This window comes from Nitrobacter sp. MLSD-S21 (assembly GCF_058809865.1).
In genome coordinates this window covers 155,122-171,844 of the sequence record NZ_JBXASZ010000002.1, presented here as the reverse complement: position 1 = coordinate 171,844, position 16,723 = coordinate 155,122, and the positions used below count along the sequence as shown (strand labels likewise).

General features: G+C 57.4%; 20 protein-coding genes and 4 pseudogenes. 13 read left to right on the top strand and 11 right to left on the bottom strand.

Translation table 11 applies throughout. The annotated features are described in order from the left end of the window. Nucleotides 1-6 precede the first annotated feature (6 nt). The 6 genes and pseudogenes from AC1RT6_RS06630 (at nt 7) to AC1RT6_RS06605 (ending at nt 3,965) form a co-directional block, all read left to right on the top strand. Nucleotides 7-495 carry a YciE/YciF ferroxidase family protein gene (locus tag AC1RT6_RS06630; protein WP_472791320.1) on the top strand — a complete coding sequence of 163 codons (489 nt, stop codon included), beginning with the start codon at nt 7-9 and terminating at the stop codon, nt 493-495. Nucleotides 496-561: 66 nt separating this feature from the next. After that, nucleotides 562-915: pseudogene (locus tag AC1RT6_RS06625) on the top strand (DUF3597 domain-containing protein). 41 nt (nt 916-956) lie between these two features. Beyond that, entirely contained in the window at nt 957-1,157 is a 201-nt protein-coding gene (locus tag AC1RT6_RS06620; RefSeq protein ID WP_472791321.1) for a hypothetical protein, read from the top strand. 284 nt (nt 1,158-1,441) lie between these two features. Then, complete coding sequence (locus AC1RT6_RS06615; RefSeq protein WP_472791322.1) at nt 1,442-2,116, top strand: hypothetical protein; 675 nt, start codon at nt 1,442-1,444, stop codon at nt 2,114-2,116. 108 nt (nt 2,117-2,224) lie between these two features. Next, on the top strand, nt 2,225-2,710 hold the full coding sequence (locus AC1RT6_RS06610) for a low affinity iron permease family protein (RefSeq protein WP_472791323.1): 486 nt from the start codon (nt 2,225-2,227) through the stop codon (nt 2,708-2,710). A gap of 408 nt (nt 2,711-3,118) precedes the next feature. Then, nucleotides 3,119-3,965 (top strand): annotated as a pseudogene (locus AC1RT6_RS06605) (SDR family oxidoreductase). Nucleotides 3,966-4,010: 45 nt separating this feature from the next. Here the strand turns inward: AC1RT6_RS06605 and AC1RT6_RS06600 are convergent. Together AC1RT6_RS06600 and AC1RT6_RS06595 are read right to left on the bottom strand one after the other, a co-directional pair. Beyond that, entirely contained in the window at nt 4,011-4,310 is a 300-nt protein-coding gene (locus tag AC1RT6_RS06600) for a hypothetical protein (protein ID WP_493029324.1), read from the bottom strand. A gap of 137 nt (nt 4,311-4,447) precedes the next feature. Next, the gene (locus AC1RT6_RS06595) at nt 4,448-4,714 is read right to left on the bottom strand and encodes a hypothetical protein (RefSeq protein WP_472791325.1); all 267 of its coding nucleotides are present in this window, start codon (nt 4,712-4,714) and stop codon (nt 4,448-4,450) included. A 215-nt stretch (nt 4,715-4,929) separates the two neighbouring features. Between AC1RT6_RS06595 and AC1RT6_RS06590 the strand changes: the two genes are divergently transcribed. Continuing rightward, nucleotides 4,930-5,304 carry a hypothetical protein gene (locus tag AC1RT6_RS06590; protein WP_472791326.1) on the top strand — a complete coding sequence of 125 codons (375 nt, stop codon included), beginning with the start codon at nt 4,930-4,932 and terminating at the stop codon, nt 5,302-5,304. A gap of 820 nt (nt 5,305-6,124) precedes the next feature. Here AC1RT6_RS06590 and AC1RT6_RS06585 read toward each other — a convergent pair. Next, nucleotides 6,125-6,526 carry a hypothetical protein gene (locus AC1RT6_RS06585; RefSeq protein ID WP_493029322.1) on the bottom strand — a complete coding sequence of 134 codons (402 nt, stop codon included), beginning with the start codon at nt 6,524-6,526 and terminating at the stop codon, nt 6,125-6,127. A gap of 698 nt (nt 6,527-7,224) precedes the next feature. On the opposite strand from AC1RT6_RS06585, the gene AC1RT6_RS06580 reads away from it, so the two are divergent. Next, complete coding sequence (locus AC1RT6_RS06580; RefSeq protein WP_472791328.1) at nt 7,225-7,563, top strand: hypothetical protein; 339 nt, start codon at nt 7,225-7,227, stop codon at nt 7,561-7,563. Nucleotides 7,564-7,614: 51 nt separating this feature from the next. Here the strand turns inward: AC1RT6_RS06580 and AC1RT6_RS06575 are convergent, their stop codons facing one another. Next, complete coding sequence (locus AC1RT6_RS06575; RefSeq protein WP_493029320.1) at nt 7,615-8,286, bottom strand: HAD family hydrolase; 672 nt, start codon at nt 8,284-8,286, stop codon at nt 7,615-7,617. A gap of 1,565 nt (nt 8,287-9,851) precedes the next feature. Then, a complete protein-coding gene (locus tag AC1RT6_RS06570) occupies nt 9,852-10,400 on the bottom strand; it encodes a hypothetical protein (RefSeq protein ID WP_472791330.1) in 549 nt (182 codons plus the stop codon). Between the two features lie 315 nt (nt 10,401-10,715). On the opposite strand from AC1RT6_RS06570, the gene AC1RT6_RS06565 reads away from it, so the two are divergent. Further along, nucleotides 10,716-11,117, top strand: a complete 402-nt coding sequence (locus AC1RT6_RS06565; protein ID WP_472791331.1) for a hypothetical protein — start codon at nt 10,716-10,718, stop codon at nt 11,115-11,117. On the opposite strand, the pseudogene AC1RT6_RS06560 reads toward AC1RT6_RS06565, so the two are convergent. From AC1RT6_RS06560 to AC1RT6_RS06550, 3 genes and pseudogenes are all read right to left on the bottom strand, one after another. Beyond that, nucleotides 11,102-11,179: pseudogene (locus AC1RT6_RS06560) on the bottom strand (KGG domain-containing protein); the annotation flags it as partial. The gene AC1RT6_RS06565 and the pseudogene AC1RT6_RS06560 sit on opposite strands and share 16 nt — an antisense overlap. Nucleotides 11,180-11,461: 282 nt before the next feature. Continuing rightward, on the bottom strand, nt 11,462-11,587 hold the full coding sequence (locus AC1RT6_RS06555) for a hypothetical protein (RefSeq protein ID WP_472791332.1): 126 nt from the start codon (nt 11,585-11,587) through the stop codon (nt 11,462-11,464). A 33-nt stretch (nt 11,588-11,620) separates the two neighbouring features. Continuing rightward, nucleotides 11,621-11,734, bottom strand: a complete 114-nt coding sequence (locus tag AC1RT6_RS06550; RefSeq protein ID WP_493029475.1) for an NINE protein — start codon at nt 11,732-11,734, stop codon at nt 11,621-11,623. Nucleotides 11,735-12,512: 778 nt separating this feature from the next. On the opposite strand from AC1RT6_RS06550, the gene AC1RT6_RS06545 reads away from it, so the two are divergent. After that, nucleotides 12,513-12,695, top strand: a complete 183-nt coding sequence (locus tag AC1RT6_RS06545) for a hypothetical protein (protein WP_472791333.1) — start codon at nt 12,513-12,515, stop codon at nt 12,693-12,695. Nucleotides 12,696-12,763: 68 nt separating this feature from the next. Here AC1RT6_RS06545 and AC1RT6_RS06540 read toward each other — a convergent pair whose 3' ends face one another. The 3 genes and pseudogenes from AC1RT6_RS06540 to AC1RT6_RS06530 form a co-directional block, all read right to left on the bottom strand. Then, nucleotides 12,764-12,985: a hypothetical protein gene (locus tag AC1RT6_RS06540; protein WP_493029317.1), complete on the bottom strand. Its 222-nt coding sequence runs from the start codon at nt 12,983-12,985 to the stop codon at nt 12,764-12,766. A 244-nt stretch (nt 12,986-13,229) separates the two neighbouring features. Continuing rightward, nucleotides 13,230-13,388, bottom strand: a pseudogene (locus AC1RT6_RS06535) (DUF3768 domain-containing protein); the annotation flags it as partial. Nucleotides 13,389-13,937: 549 nt separating this feature from the next. Then, nucleotides 13,938-14,378: a PRC-barrel domain-containing protein gene (locus AC1RT6_RS06530; protein ID WP_493029316.1), complete on the bottom strand. Its 441-nt coding sequence runs from the start codon at nt 14,376-14,378 to the stop codon at nt 13,938-13,940. Between the two features lie 318 nt (nt 14,379-14,696). Between AC1RT6_RS06530 and AC1RT6_RS06525 the strand changes: the two genes are divergently transcribed. The 3 genes from AC1RT6_RS06525 to AC1RT6_RS06515 all read left to right on the top strand — a co-directional run bounded on the left by AC1RT6_RS06525 (nt 14,697) and on the right by AC1RT6_RS06515 (nt 16,702). Beyond that, entirely contained in the window at nt 14,697-15,140 is a 444-nt protein-coding gene (locus AC1RT6_RS06525) for a DUF2231 domain-containing protein (protein ID WP_472791337.1), read from the top strand. 837 nt (nt 15,141-15,977) lie between these two features. Continuing rightward, the gene (locus AC1RT6_RS06520) at nt 15,978-16,136 is read left to right on the top strand and encodes a hypothetical protein (protein WP_472791338.1); all 159 of its coding nucleotides are present in this window, start codon (nt 15,978-15,980) and stop codon (nt 16,134-16,136) included. A gap of 188 nt (nt 16,137-16,324) precedes the next feature. Further along, entirely contained in the window at nt 16,325-16,702 is a 378-nt protein-coding gene (locus AC1RT6_RS06515; protein WP_472791339.1) for a PRC-barrel domain-containing protein, read from the top strand. Nucleotides 16,703-16,723 lie beyond the last annotated feature (21 nt).

The window sequence follows — 16,723 nt, the reverse complement described above, 5'->3', positions numbered from 1 at the left end:
GCCACCATGCCCGCGAAAGATTTGAATGCCTTGTTTCTCGATACTTTGAAGGACATCTATTACGCCGAAAAGCAAATCTATAAGTCCTTACCAAAAATGGCAAAAGCTGCAGCGTCTGAGCACCTGCGCGCTGCCTTCGAAAAACACCACGATGAAACGGAAGGACAGATCGAACGGCTTGAACAAGTCTTCGAACTTCTCGGTAAACCTGCGCGCGGCAAAAAGTGCGATGCGATCGAGGGTATTTTAGACGAAGGCAAGGAAATTATGGAGGAGTACGAAGACGAGCCCGCGCTTGACGCTGGCCTTCTGGCTGCAGCGCAGGCAGTCGAGCATTATGAAATTTCGCGCTACGGCACGCTAAAAGCTTGGGCAACTAAGCTCGGAATGAAAGATGCAGCCAAGTTGCTTGATCAGACGCTCACAGAAGAGAAGAAGACCGACGACACCCTGACAAAGATTGCTGAAACAGCGGTGAACGCTGAAGCTGGATGATGCATCACGAGGACATAGACGAAAATCGCTCTAGCCATCGACCGGGTCACTTTCATCGGAGCGGCAATGAGTTTATTTGGAAAAATTATGGGTGCCATCTTTGGGAGCCACGCCGAAGCAGCGACCCCGGCGCCTGAGGCGAGCGGCGATGTCACATCCTCATCGAAAGCGGAGGCCGACGTCGCGGTCATTCTCGACAAGGCCGTTGCCCGTAGAAGGCATGGCGGACCTCTATCGTCGATCTAATGAAGGCGCTTGATGGTGACTTTAGTTTTTGTGCTCGCAAGGAACTGGCGAAGGAGCTCAGATATCCGGGCGGTCTCGATGACTCTGCGGCAGTGAACATCTGACTTCACAAAGCAGATGATAGCGCAGCTCTCAGCTAACGGAGGCCGTCTGCCGGCTGACATAAGCCAATGACGAAAGCTGCGAGGCGAACATAAAACGAGAAGGATATCTTCATGCACGCTTTACTGAGGATTGTCGGTATCATCATTCTAATCGCGGGTTTGGGTTTTATGGGGCAGGGGTTTCGCTATTTCTCCCTATCGGGCAACAACAGCCTCATGGTCGGGCACACCGAGTGGATCTATTACGGTGCGGGCATGGCGGTGGTCGGCTTTTTCCTCATTATCTTCTCGCGACCTTCCGAGGAAGCTTAGCGAGAAATGCTGACTCTAGCATTCCGCACCGAGCCGACAAAGGGTGGCAGCAGGTACCGGGTGCGCTGAAAAAGCGCGTCTACTCCCAAGGACCGCAATCCGGCTGAGCGGTTTAGTTGGGTGGCTCAATATGGATTGGAACGCCAACTCGGCAGCAGTCATTGAAAATGACCAACCTTCCTATTTCGTGGCTGAGTGGAACTGGGAACTGAGGTTCGGAGTTAAGCCCAATCGGGCCCTACAATCCATTTAAGGCGCGGCGATTATCACCTCGGGTGATCCATATGAGCGATGATCCATCCGGAATAGAGACTGATCATCATCACGTGCCACCAGCAGATCCCGGAATTGAAACGGCTGGTCAACGAAAGACTAGCATTTGGATCAAAGAGCTACCCTATACCCTGATTCTCGTTCTGACCCTTATCGGCGTCGCGTATACCAGCTTATCGGATGAGCCCCTTGTTATTTATTGGGAGTTTCTGGCGCTCGCGATTAGCGTTATGTGTATCGTAACCGGATGGCAGACCGCGAATGACAAAGAAGCGCGATTGCGATTATTTTCAACGCAAGTACTGCATTGGGCTGCATTTCTGCTCGTGATGAACATGATACTGCTTCCTAGCGCTCAGAGAATCCTCAATGCCAGCGTAACTGGGATCGCCATCTTTACATTGTTAGCGCTCGGTACTGTTACCGCCGGCATCCATGTTGCTTCTTGGCAGATTTGCCTCCTAGGACTCGTGATGGCCCTCAGCGTTCCGGCGATTGCGTGGATTAAGGCCTCCGCATTGCTCGTAGTTCTGGTGATTTCCGTGACGCTTGGAGCTGGCGTTGTGCTTTGGTGGCCTTGGCATAGAAAGCCAGTCATTCCTGACCGAATTGCTGTTAATAGATTCACTGTCCGGGAGCGGCAGATTATGCGGTGCGTCCCACTCGCATCGACAGAACAATTGTAGACGACACATTTGTTACCTCGTTTTGATCGTTCATGCGGTTCCGCAGGAACCTACCCATCCGGTGGTGCGTCATTCTGTCCGCAACCACAGTGGAACGATTGGTGCCCAATGGCTAGAACCGCGCGCGCAGAGAAGGCAGAGGGTCAGTGTCAGGAAAACAAGCGCAGCAAAAGCTCGCAGCTGTTCGGCGAGATCGCAAACACTACGTCACGAGCCGCGGGCCGCGCTCCGACCTTTGTCGCGGCCGTCGCTGTTGTCCTTATCTGGGCTATCACCGGTCCGTTGTTTGGTTTCTCCGACACTTGGCAACTCGTGATTAATACCGGCACCACCATCGTCACCTTCCTGATGGTGTTTTTGATCCAAAACTCTCAGAATCGGGACGGCGCGGCCATTCAAGCCAAATTGGATGAGCTGATCCGCGTGAGTACGGCAAGAAATTCGTTCGTCGGCATTGAGCATCTGACTGATGAGGAACTAGACGAGATCCGAGCGCGATGCGAGCATCTCGCTAAGGCTGAAAAGATCAGCGAAAGGGCGGTCCAACTGACCGGTAAAAAAGCCGGACAGGCCGCCGACCGGGTTAGCGATTAAACCGGTACGGTGTTGATTGACAGCGGGAGAAAGCGCTTCGGAGGAAATGCTGTCCACCGAGGACCGCGCTCCGAGCATCGCTTTGGCACGTTCTAAGTCTCCGGCTGCAGCGGCTGGGCGCAACGACGTTTGAGACTTGATGGTGTGCGCACTGATCGTTGCAGAGATCGGCCGGAATGAAGAGCCGGATGAGAACAATTAAATCGATCAGCTTATGACAGAGCTGTTGTCTGACATCTCATTAAGATAGCGGCAGCAGCAACGTCGCTGCTTGGCCGTCGGCTTACTGATTTGAGCCGCCTCGCGAGCCTCGGATCGTTTGGAAGCCCTTAGTGGCACCGCTATCTGCCGAGAAATTGGAACCTCCGGCGAGAACCGCGCTTGTTGCGTTCCGAAGAGGAGCGTCGAATGAGCCAGGCTGATCAGGACCAAATAGAGCCGCCGGGTACTGAGGCCGAGATGACGCCCCAGGCCGACCACGGCGAGGAGAGCTATCGCGGTTGTGACAAGCTCACCGGGCGGGTGGCTGTGATCACAGGAGGGGACAGCGGCATCGGCCGGGCGTGGCTATCGCATTTGCGAGGGAGGGCGCGGACATCCTCATCAGCTACCTCAACGAGCAAGAGGACGCAGACGCCAGGGAGACGGCGCGCCACGTCGAAGCTGCGGGGCGTCGCTGCGTGCTGATGTCCGGCGACATCAGTGAGGCGGCTCATTGCCGGGCGATCGTCGACCGGGCGGTGACCGAGTTCGGACGCATCGACATCCTGGTCAACAACGCAGCGTTCCAGCGCACCTACGAGTCGTTGGATGAGATCTCCGAAGAAGAGTGGGATTACACTTTCAAGACCAATATCGCAGCGATGTTCTATCGGCAAAAGCCGCGGTGCCTCACATGGGACCTGGCTCGTCGATCATCAACACGACCTCGATCCAGTCGGACAAGCCCAACCCGATGCTATTGGCCTATGCCGCGACAAAGGGTGCAGTCTCCAACTTCACTGCGGGACTGGCTCAGATGTTGGGCAGCAAGGGCATCAGGGTCAACGCGGTAGCACCCGGTCCGATTTGGACGCCTTTGATCTCCTCGACCATGCCGCCTGAGAAAGTGAAGAACTTCGGCAAGGACACGCCTCTCGGCCACGTCGGTCAGCCCAGTGAGCTAGCGGGCATTTTTGTCCTGCTCGCGTCAAATGAGGGCAGCTACATGAACGGGGGGATCTATCCGGTCACGGGCGGAAAGCCGCTGCTGTAAGCGAAGCAGTGCCGGCTTCGACGGAAGATCGTATCTGGCTTGAAGTTACTCCACCACTCTGAGACCGCGAAAGCCCCGCTGTATTCGCTCGGCGGCACCGACAGCGCCAGCCTCATCGATAATCTTCAATATCTGATCATGAACCGGTCGCCGTTTTCGAGGCATTTCGAGATCGAGCTCCTCGGTCAGCACCCTCTCAATGTCCAACATGAGCTTGATATCCAAAAGCACCTTTGCGAGCACATCGGCATTGCTGCGAGGTGAGGACTCATCGGCAATCCCCGCCGATTTCGCGTCTTGAAGCCCGCCCAGGCTTTCCGTCTTGTGAATCGAATATTGCTGCATCGTGCCGATCCCCATTTTCTTTTTGGTTGTAGGCGGGCTAGGGCACGACAACAGCCGATGATTTGAATCTATACATTTAGAAAACATTGATAGTTTACGAATTCTTAAATGGAACCGAGAAAGCTAGCCCTCAATCATCAGGCGGCTGTTTGGATCGCGGGTGAACCAGCTTTCAGTTCGAGCGTGGCAATGGTTGCTGTGAGATTGCCACGCCGTATACGTAGCGATCGCGCCAGCGGCGGGTAAGCAATGCTGTCGGGATCGAACGACTTGGTTCGTTGTTCCTCCGCCCGTATCTCGAAATCCAACTGTCGAAGTGTCCTATCAAGGTCGCCGATCAACGACGCTACCCGTGCCGCATCTAACATGCCGTCCGTCGTCCCAGAACCGAAGCTTTGTGCCATTTGAATACTCCTGGCTGCACTGGTTTGATACAAATCGCGGGTCCACGCGGGCCTCGATGACGACTTTGCAAGATAGCCGCCAACTTGGTGATCGAGGGCGTACCCAAAAGTCCAGGTCGGACAGTCGACTGACTGCAACTGATCGCAGGGAATTTTGGAACGGAGCCGGCCGGCATGACTTTGACTCGCGCGAAAATCGAGTCAGGGAGAGAACCATGAAAAAGATAATCGTAATGACGGCGCTGGCATTCATGCTGGCTCTTGGTACCGCTCAAGTTTCTTTCGCGCAGGCCGGCGGAGGTGGTGGTGGGGCAGGTGGCGCCGGTGGCGGAAGTGCTGGAACAGGCGGTAGCGGTGCTGGTGCGAATACTGGCACGGGTGGAGGATCGGCCCGTACTGGCGGCATGACGGGTGGCGCCGGCACCGGCGGCACGAGCACCGGTGGCATGGGAGGCACCAATACTCCTGGCACTTCGACCGACAGCGCACCTGGACGACTCGGTCAGCCGCTGGGTGAACAAGGCTCGGGATCCACACGCTCATCGGGCCAAACGGGGACAGGGTCGTCCAGCCCCTCCAGCCCGAGGTAACGCGTGCGACGCTCCCGAAATATCGGGGGCGTCTCGTTTTAAACGATAGGCGTCTCAGCCATGGCAAGACAATGGACGACCGATGATGACCGGAAGCTCTGCCATATGAAGAAATGCGGAAAACCCATCGCCGTTATCGCTAAGGTTCTCGGCACTACTGAGGCGTCAGTTAGCAGCCGGTGGTACGCACTACGAAGATCCATATCTTCGGCAGATCTCGGCTCAAATCGCCAGCCAGCCAGCCCATTACCTTCTCATCTCGAAACGGGTCGCATTCGACGCACGTGAGACTACGGCGACCTTTTCCCGCCCAGCGGCAACACCCTGGAAGAATTTTGGAGGGGGCTGCGCGTCGATCGAGGCAGACTCATTCCGACAATGACGAACGACGCCAATTCGGATTAGATCAAGCGCCTGCACAGGGCTGCGTGATCCGTCTCTGCCAGCGCGCGGCCACGCTTACGGGTTAACGTGACGATTACGACGGCGATGCCGGCTTAGCCACGCTAGCAAAAAGTTCGTTTCGTATCCTGGGACGATTATTATCCACTGTCATGACAGATACGCCGAACCGGATGACTGCTAAAACAATGAGGTCGTGCCCCCGGTTAATTCGGAACAGAGCCAACAGCGGGTTTCCGTGCATTCAACTGCTCTCCGTCTGCGGTCCAAGATAATTCGCTCGTGGCTTCATAAACACGATGCATGTCAGGCTCTCGGTCCTGACCCGTTCGATCATTCTCAGTGCAAGTTTGTACATTGGCTCGGAAAACCCCTCATCGTAACCAACACCCCGGCTAATCCTGCGCAAGTGGCGCGCTTAGTCGACGGCGATTGGGTCGTGCATGATGATTGTCTCCCAAGACAAGCCTAGCTCCATCCTCTTAGCTTCTGCCTTTCTCGCGGCCGCTAGGACTTCGCCATCTTCAGACGAGCCGAGCATGCCAAGAATCTTTGAAAGCAACCTCAATCGTCCATCTTGAGGTGTTGCCGGCGCATGCTGCTTTCTCCGATTGTAATTTCTGGCTTCTCTCTGCCGCGTCGCCAAGACCCATTTGCCCTCAATACGGACCACCTTTCCCACAGCCTCCAACGTTCGGAGCGCACGATGAACCGATGCGATGATCGACCTGCTGCGAACGCCGTTGTTGAGCACCAAAGCCAGATCAATCGTAGAGAGGGCGAGGATCTGGTTAGCTGACAAGGCATCAAGCACTGCCATTTGAATAGCGCCTAAACCCCGCGACATGACAATCCTCCGAAGCGCTATTCGAGCAGCGCTTAAACCCGGCTAATGCCTGAAGTCCAGGTGCGTTCCAGTGTTTACCAATTGAATTCTGACCACATTCCAGGAACAGATCCCCGATGACCGACTTTTGTCGTGGGGCCGGAATTCTGCGGCAGCGGGACAGTCACCAGCAAGACCGCGGTGCAGTGCCCGCGCGGAGCTTCGGAATCTCGAAACCGCTTCCCAAGAGACGCTGCTCGAGGCGCACGAAAGCATCAGACGGATTTTGGCTGAAGCCGACGCCAGGGCGGATGAGCATAACCCAATTCGCGGCAGTTCGGCATGGCGTGAACAATCCGACGCAATCATAAAGGTGATGCTCGCTCGAAGTATCCCGTTTGTGCCTATAACCTGGACTTAAGGGACCCGTCATTTTTAAATGACCACATATGAAGAGAAGACGGCACGCTGAGCCGTTTACCGCACCGGAATTACCGTGGATAAACTCAACAGTGCACCAAAGTATGCAGACGAGAACAGCTGGAACTGGTCCGATCCCAAACCGACCCAAGGCGGTCGACGATTATTATTCACTGTAAGTTGGGACGATCCCGGCGTACGCGGGCGGACTCGTCGGCGCACGCTTGACCATCTCGAAGCCCACCACTGCGGCTTAATCTCGGGGAATCAAAATGACGGTCTGGAAAGCAACCTGTATTCTAGCGCTGCTGGCAGCCTGTGCGTCAGTCCAATCCGCGGCGGCTCAAGTTCCTAATCCCGAGCTCGAATTATGCCGATCGACCGGTTTGGTGGCTCTGCGAGAGCGCAATCCGGCAATTAAAGACATGACACTCGATGTCGAGTGTATGACAGTCGCGAAAGCTAATACCAAGATTGAGGACACACCAATCAAGACAGTCGTAATCGGTGACGCTTTTCTGGAAAAAGGAAAGCAAGATACAAGACGAACTTTCCTGTGCCTCATTGGCGAAAAAGGGAAAGTGCTTTTGACGTTCTTCACTGACAAGTAATGGTTGCGCCGGCTTGGCCTCGGGGCGCTCAGCCATCATTCCGTCGTGGAATTAGGTTTCCGATCGCCCCAGTAAGCTACCCTCAAAGCGGGCAAACAACGCAGCTGGTCCTCGAAAAATCTCGACGCATCCAGCGTCTATTAATGCCTTTTCCGGGAAGCCGCCGCAGAGCACGCCGATAGTAGCTACATTGGCCTTCGCGGCTGCTTCGGCATCATAGGGCGTATCGCCAATCGCGATGGCATCCGGGCCTTGGATGTTAAGTTTCTTCAAGACGACTTCGAAAACATCCGGCGCCGGCTTTGATTCCTCGGCGTCGTCCGAGCAGACCGCAACATCTACCAGATCTACGATCTGCGCGATTTCGAGAAAACTATCGAGTTCGTCTTTCTTGGCGGATGAAGCGACGGCAATTCGAAGTCCAGCCTCGCGCACGCGGTGCAGCAGTTCAGGAACCGCCGAAAAGGGCCTAACAAGCGGCAGATATTTCTCTTTGAAATGATTGCCTCGCCATCGTGCCAGCTCTTCGCCGCAATCACGTAGTTCGTCGGAAGACAGGAAGACGGGTAGGAGTTTGTCTCCGCCCTTGCCAATTTGGTCACGCACATGTTCGAAGCTCACGGCGTGGCCGAACTTGACCAAAGATTCTTGCCATGCGAGCGCGTGCAGATCGACTGAGTCGAGAAGCGTGCCGTCTAGGTCGAAGATAGCGGCCTTTAGCAATTAATATTCTTCCTGATCAAGAGAGCGATAACTTCCATTAGATGGAGCAGCTCATCTACGGGTTAGGTTCGCTCTGGAGGGTCTCGCTTTTCATCCGGATTTGGAACGGGCCTCTCGCCAGGCAAATCCGGCGATGGAGGCTCTTTAATCTCCGGAATGAGGTCGGGGCCGGGAGAAGAGGGCGGCATAGGATTGGGCATATCTGGAATTTGATTTCCTGGCGCTGAATGCATGTGTCACCTCCTCGTGCTCAAACTATCTCTCGGCGGTATCGTTCCGAAAATTGACGCGGGTTTTCACACTAGGTCACTCCGAATTGGCGATGCTTCCGCCGGAAAGTGCAAATCGGAAACTGGGGGCATGCGCGGTCTCTCGTCTCTTGACGGGTATTGGGGGCTCAGTTGGCACAGTTACGCGGATGGCGGCTGGTCGTGCTGTCGTTGAGAGAGTGGCGTCTGTCAGTGAGAACGTACAGTACGGCCTGTTCATCCCGAACGAGATGGTGACGGACTTGTCGGAAGCCGCCGGTTCTCTTCGGCAGTCTAGAGCAACTGCAAAATAAGATGCACATGAGGCTGGTGGAGTCAGCATCACGCGAGATATCGCGGGACCTTCCCGAGGTATGCTGCCTACCTGCGCCTGCGGGCTAGGACGGCATGTGTTCTCGCCAATTCTATAGCTGTGTGCGCTGTGGGCACATTGGCCAGGCCGCAACTCGGTCTCGACCGATCCAATCGCTATGGCTCGCTAGGAACTGACTGCGGTTCCCAAGCGTTGTTCCCTCACTAGGAGTAGTTGCCGTGAGAAGCGGTCAGGTCGTCGTGCTCGAGCGCCAGGTAATCGGGGTGGCTCGACCACAAACAGCGAGCGTCATTCGACGCCTATTCATCCCCGGTCGATTCAGGCTTCAAGATCGTGCAACCGCACGGCGCGAGGTTGGCACTGCAATGAAGAGGCATCGTCCTCCTCGCAGTTGCTGTCTGGGCCGGGTTCGGACTGGTATGCCTGATCGGTGAAAAGGCCCATGCCGACGTGTCAGCGGCCGCCGTCAAGGAATGGCTCCGTGAGCATATAGCGACCTGCGCCGACGTGCGAACTGTGGTCGCTGCTGTGGGAAAGGCAAAGGCTGAAGCGGTAGCAAAAGCGGCCGGCGTGTCTGAGGCTCAAATAGCGCGGGCGAAGCGGTGTTTGCAAAAATAAAGCCGGGTCGGATCACCTGAAGCACCTGCATAGAAAAGCCTTCCACCACGGGCGCGAGCTATAATTTTAGAAGTGTCGATGAGACGGTGCCCCAGCCAAGGGCCGTCCGAGAATACAGTGAGCACCGAGATAGGTTCCGAGAATACGGAACGATTTCTGGCTGGCCTCTTACTTCGTACCGCGATGGCAAACATGATGGGAGTGAAGCTATGACAAAACGGATTGCATTGGCTGTGCTAGGCTTCGGTCTCGCTCTTGGATTCCCTCAAACTTCATTCGCCCAGGGCGACAATGTCGACGGTGGGGCGCATCCTCGGACCGGTGTGCCCACTGCGGGAGAGCAAGGCGCTAACTCAGCATCCGGATCAGCCACGGGACACAACAGGATGATGGCTCCAAGGAATGGGAAGGAGCCCCCAAGCACGTCGATGCACCGCAATAAGCCGAACAAGAAAATGAAGAATAGCACTCCGGATCAATAGATAATTCTCGCCCTTGCGCGACATGTGGTCTCTGTATTCCTTGATGCCCTGGAAGCTGAGGTCGCCGTCGTCCACCTGCATGATGTGCTCGGCCAACCGCGCATGGACCACGTCCTTGAGCAGCTCATTAAGCAGTACGCGGACGCGATCGAACACCTCAGGAATTCTGAGGAGCCGGGCGGCTTCAGTCGCGCGCACCGCGCAGGCCCGGTCGTATTGGCTTGGCAGTATCTTCCGCTTCTTGCCTTCGCCCTCGTATTCAGGCTCGCGCGACAGCTCGTCGAGCTTGTAGCCGAATGCAAGGCCGTAGGAGAGGGTGCCGTTGCCGAACGTGTCGCTATTCTGAGTGATGTATCGGCAGAAGAGCTCGCGTCCAAGTGTGAGCCAGCTCTCTTCAACAGCCGTAGCGGCCTTCGCCTTTTTCTTCGCCATGAGCCTATCGTAGCACGCGGCGCCTGATCCTATGGCCCTTGCCGTCGACGACGCGGCCGCACTTGCAGATGAGCCTGTTGTACACGACGGAGTTGAAGACGCGGAATGGAAAGCACGGCACAGTGTCGCAGTCGGGGCATCGCTTGCCGCCGGCTCGTGAGCTGCTTGGTTGAGAAGTTATCGAATTTCATACCGAGATTATTGCACGCCCGCTCCCCTATCGGGCAGGGATCCCGCTTCAAGCGGGAGAGGGGATGGCCGGGACGCCGCCAGTAGGGTAGGGAAGTGGTTCGTCTAGCCGAGATGAGGTGAGAGTTGCGTATCATACTTGTCCTCCTGTGGGGCATGCTCATAGGCTCCGGCAGCCCGTCCGGGTCCGGCGAAAATCCTTGGTCGGGGTATGCGACCCATAAGGAGACGGGCCGGCTAGCATGGCGGCCGGTGAGCAAGGCCCGCTACGGCGCCTGCATCGATGCGACGCGCTGGGAAATGTCGAGCGAGAGCGTCGGCGCGGCCTCGTATCGTCCGCCCCTGGGTTGCGGGTATTCGGGCAACCAATATTGGCGCGTTTGGCTGGTGAACCAGTTGGCGGCCAATATGGACGACTTCGAATGCATTGCGCGCTTCTCTGACAAGGCTGCCGCGGCAGACGGCCATCGCTACAGCCCCGTGCTCAAGGGTTTCCCGCGCGAGACCGAGAGTTATCGATGCGAGTAGTGCTTAGTCTTCCCACCCTTGCGGCCCGCCTTCGCCGCTCGCTTCGGATCATGTGCGAAATTGACCGGATTGTTCTTCTTGCCCTGCGCCCGTCCGCCTCGTGATGGACCTCGCGCCGCCGCTCCGCGCTCATGAGAGCGAAGCCCCTCATTTGTTTAGCCATAGTGATTGATTAGATTGCGAAATGATAAGCGAGAAATTCTGATACGGCTCTAAAGAGCAAGTACGATCCGAACCATAGCGCAAAATACCAGCCATCTGCGTAAACGAGAAGAATACCGAAGACGCCCGAGCCAGCGAATTCGAAATTTGTTCTGGTGCGCCGAGTGAAGAAGTCCCGCATGCTAGTTATCCCAGCGGGTGATCCTGCGTCCCATGCCATCCTTGAAATTGCCGCACAGGATAACGATCCAGTCGACTAAGACCCACGGCCCGGATACCAGCATGTTGACCACCGTGATCGAGAGCATGAGCTGAGCGATCGCGGTGCCGGTCTTACCGACTTAGCAGCGGTGCGCCCCGAACATGCCCAGGAAGAACGCGAGCAGGAAGGTGACCAAGCGCGACTTGCGGCTTGCCGGCGAGTAGAAAAACGCCCGGCCGGCTAGTGTCCGAATACTCGGTTGAATGCATAAACTAGGTGGTGATCAATTAATAAGCGCCCTGCGAACCTTAGCGCCTGTATAGCACACACAACCGCTCGTTAAGCACGAGCATGGGATAAGCGTGAGGAGAGGGGGACAGAGGCCGCAGCGGCGCTTTGAGATCTGTCACGGCGAGCGTGAACCGGCGTCTTGAGGTTGCTATTGATGACAAGGCGCAGCATGATGCCCCGACTGCATACCTCAGGAGGTCGAGCAATATGACCAGCATCGAGACAAGCTGGGTTGTCGGGGTTGCGCTCATCGTGGTGCTGGTCCTAATTACTGCCAGCGGGCGTGGCACGCATTATAAGCCCCCGAGCCCGCCGGCGGCCGCAACGCAAACGCAGCACTAGTAGGCGAAAAAGAAAAGCCGCCTGCCCCTCGCGGGCGCTGACGGCTTCCCTCGGCACTTAGCTCTTAGTCTAAACCGATGCTTTGCGCGCCATCACCGTTTCTTTCGGAACGGGATGATGCGGCACTTGTCCGGCTCATTCTCCCTTTCATCTTCCGGCGCCTTTTCCGGGTCCCGCTTAGGTCTCGGCGGCGGGAAGTTCGAGCTGCTGTTATCGCTGCCCATTGCCAGGTCTCCTTTTCGCTGATGGCAAGAACATGGGCGCCTTGCGCGCGTTCCTAAGGGACCGCGTCCGCGACAAAAGCACGCGCCAACCTATGGTGGTAGGCCGCATGCGATGCGAATTGAACTTTGCGCGCGCCCGCGCATTACCCGCGCACACGAAGCATGGAGAGTTCGATGTCGAACCCGAACGACAAGGTAGACCACAGCTCGAAGGCGCCGCTGAAATCTGACATGAAGGCCGGCGTGCAGCCCAACCAGCAGCCGGGCGTGAAGATTCCGAAGAAGGATGGCGAGAAGGACGAGAAGAACAAGGGCGAGGGCTCCTCGGGCACCGGCGAGGGCGAGAGCTACAGCTGATTGGTGCGCGCGCGAATCGGCCGCCGGTCCGCAAGGGCTGGCGGCTTTGCTTTGTCACTGCGGCCCGACTAGCAGACCGCGGCGATCGGAACGACCGAGACGAGCTTCCTCCTGCTGTCGTACACGCTGACGCTGCAGCCCCTGACCGCCAATTCGGGCATCCGCTCGAGCATCTCGCGCGCGATCTCGCTCCCGAAGCTGACCGCTTGGTGCTCCGACTCCCACGGGACCTCGATGAGGTCCGATTCGTATTGGGAAAGGTCCGTAATGCTGTAACTGAAAGTCGCCATCTCCGCAGACTGAATGCCTTCGGATTCCGATCGTTCCATCGGCGCCGGCTGACAGAAAGACGCACGCGCGCCTGCTAAAGAAAAAGAGGGCCAAGCGGATGCGGCCGGCCTCCTTGTGGAGCGCGGCCATGTCCCGCGACAGGTAGCCCTTGGTGTGCGAGCTCTCTATGTCGGAGAAGGTGCTATCGAGCTGCACGATGAGGTCCTCCAGCGCCTGACGTACGCGCGGTTGATGCGGGGCACGTCAGTATTCCGAGGAATGCATTATCGTGAGCACGCGGACCGTCTTCGCTTCGTCCGCCGGGTCCTCGCTCCCGTGCTCCATGTCGGGCGCGTAGTAGTCGATCTTGCCGAAGTACGTTTCGCCGTCCACCTTGACGGACACGAAGTCATGCTCGCCGTGGGGGTCGCGGGCCGAAGAGCCTGACGGATGTCAGCACCCTGTTGACGAGGTCGAGCGCGCAGATGAGCCTGCTCCGCACAGGATGCTCCTCCGCCACCGCGCGTCGTTCTCGAGCCGGCGCGCGGCCTTATCGAAGTACTCGTCGGTCACTTCAACGGGCTTCAGCGTTTTCTCCCGGTATTCTCACTGCGGCGTAGACTTGGTCGATGAAGCGGTAGCGCATCTCCTCGTTCTGCGTGACCGCCTTCGGTGACGACCGATGATTGAAAAGCCTCTGTTGAAGTCGACCAAAACGGAAGCTAACCCCACCTGCTTGTCTGCCCTGGCCTCCGCCCAGCTGTCGAAGTGCTGCGATCCGCCCCATTCCGGGCTGAGAGTTTGAGTGCTGCATAGCTGGGGCAGGAACAGGAGGGCATTGGGAGTCTGGACGGTACGCCCTTCCACGAAGTAAAGGCCCCGAGGGGGCCTTTACTGTTTTGCGGTGTCTGGCGCTAGTTTTGGAGCGTTCCGCGGCGTTTCATCAGCCGACTCCGTTGTGACCTAACCGGCTCAGCCGCTGCTTCGCGTCATAGGATTCTCCGCGCCTTCCTTGGTCGTTACGGTATCGACGTTGTCGTAATAAGAGTCGAGCTCCGCGCGTTTCGCGTTCCAATCATAGAGCTCGGAGCCGGAACTGCCGAACACGCTCTTCGGATAGCCTTTCAGCCGGTTCCCGCTGATGTCGCTGCGATAGCCGTCGAGTTTGGAGTCGAATCTCAGGAGCCTCCAGGGCACCGGGTAATGCTCGGCGCCCATGCCGAGAATTCCGCCCATGCTCAGCACGGCATATGCCGGCTCGCCGGTGGACTTATCGACCATCACCGATTCGATCGAGCCAACCTTATTGTCTTCAGCGCCGTAAACGGCCTTCCCGTTGTACTTGTCAGAGGAAACCAGGTTGCCGGAGGAACGCACGCTGTCGGGAGCGGGCGGCGGGTTGTTATCGGCCATAAGGGATCTCCATTTTGGTTGCCTAAAACCAACCCGCAAAACGGCTCGTCGTTCCGCGCCAATGCACGCGCGGAACCGTAGGAACGAGCCCGAAAGGGACAGGCTTATCTGATAGGCCGTGTTCTTCCCCGCGGCCGGCACGGTTCCGCGGACTTCTTCGCTAGGAAATGCGGGACCGTGCGGCGATAGCAGGAACGCGCCCAGACGCCCTATAATGCGTTCGAGAGAAGGAAACCCCCGTCCCCGGGGGTTTCTGCGTTTCCGGAGGAACGGGCGCTCCCGCGGATAGTTGGCTGCATCAGAAAAGGAGTTTCCCCAATGACCAATCCACGTTCCACGGCGCAAGTAGCCGGACATCCCATCCACCCGATGGTGATCGCATTCCCCATCGCCTGCTTCGTTTTCGCCTTCGCTTCAGACATCGCCTTCTACGCGACCTCAAACCAGTTTTGGGCGACGTCCTCGTTCTGGCTCCTCAGCGTTGGGCTCATTACGGCCGCGGTCGCCGCCGTAACCGGCCTTGTCGAAGTGTTTGGCGACAACCGCGTCCGCGACCTGTCCGACACGCGGGTGCACGCAGTCAGCAACGGCATCGCGCTGCTGCTCGCGCTCTTTAACTGGTATTCGAGGTTCGAGCATGGCAGCTCCGCCGTAGTGCCGACTGGCATGGTCCTCTCGGGCATCGTCGTCCTCGTGCTTATATTCGCCGGCTGGAAGGGCGGCGAAATGGTGTTCCGACACCGCGTCGGCGTGGCCGACTAGAGGCGAAGCCTTCCCAAGCAGCTTTGCATGCATTCAAGCACCGAAACCCCCATACTGCGGGGGTTTTTGCATTTTGTCAGAACCCTGCCAAATCGCCTTGACGCAGAGTTTATGTTTTTGTTCTCATCAGCCTCACCTTCCTGCCCGCGAGTCTGCCCATGCCCGACCTTTCCGTCCTCCGAGCCGAAATCGAACGCATGCGCTACAGTCAGCGCCCGCAACGGCGGCGAGCGCATGCATCCCTCCGAGACGGGGAAGGGCGGGCGATTGGCGTAGTGCGAGAATGTGACAAGTAAGCAAGAGCCGAAGAAGCTTCCGTGACCATCGTGCCATGCGCTATGGACGGCATTGAACTGAACTCCGCGGCCGGTGATCGGATCATGGGCGATCACTGATCCCGGAGGCAACCGTGCCTTTTACGGAAAGGAGCACTTGATGCAGAGCGGCGGCTTTCAAGCAGACAACTTCATTCCGGCCCTATCGGAATTCGCTAGCCAGGAGCCAAAGCGCGAAGCATGCCGGGAGGCGCTGACTACACCAAGCTTCTGAAGCAGGCCGAGATCGCCGCGGAGATCGGCAGGCTTGCACCCACGAAGTGACGGGAGCGTCGACGACGCGGCCGGAACTTTGTGGCCCGGCGATGAAGTATGACGCCTTTCCCGCCGCGCCTCACAACCGGCGGGCTTTCTTTCAGCAGAATGGCGCGGTGGGTCTTGCATGACCCTTCGCAGCGCCTGCGATGACGGCTCGGGGAACGATCGCTCGCTAAAGCTGTTCAACTTCTGACTGAAGCGGAGCAAGCTGCGTCCGCTTCGCACAAATCTCGGGAGAACTGACATGGCGAGAATGGAAGATGGACATATTGTCGAGACTGCGATGGAAGCGCGCGGCGCGGAGCGCGGCCCCACTGTGCGCAACGTCCTGGTTGCGGGCACGGCTCTGGTGATCGCGGCCTTCGTGGTCGTCTACATCGTGTATTTCGGAGGCGGAGGGTAATGGGACGCGGACTCCTGCTCTGGCTTATCGGCGTGCCGATCCCCGTCATACTTCTCTTGTGGCTGTTCTTCGGTCGTTAAACCCACCGATACGCCGCTCAGAAAAGAGCAAATTGCCCGCCGCAGCGGGCTTTTTTGCGGAATGGTGCGCGAAACCATATGCGCTAATCAATCACAAAGGAGAATTACATGGTTACCGAAGCCAGAGAGACATCCACGCTGATCGGCAGCGATAAGGTAGAAGGGACCGGCGTCTACGGGCCCGACAACCAGAAGATCGGCGAGATCGAGCGCGTTATGATCGAGAAGACAAGCGGGCGCGTGTCTTATGCGGTCCTCGGCTTTGGCGGATTCCTCGGCATCGGCCACGACCACTATCCGCTCCCCTGGGACAGCCTGAAGTACGACACGGCAATCGGCGGGTACCGGATGGGCGTCACCGCGGATCATCTCGAGAATGCTCCGAAATACACAGAAGAGAGCAGCTGGAACTGGGACGAGCCTAGCCGGACCAAATCCGTCGATGATTACTACGGACCCCGCATCACCCATTCGGCATTCGGATAGAACGAACGGGCGGTGCTTGGC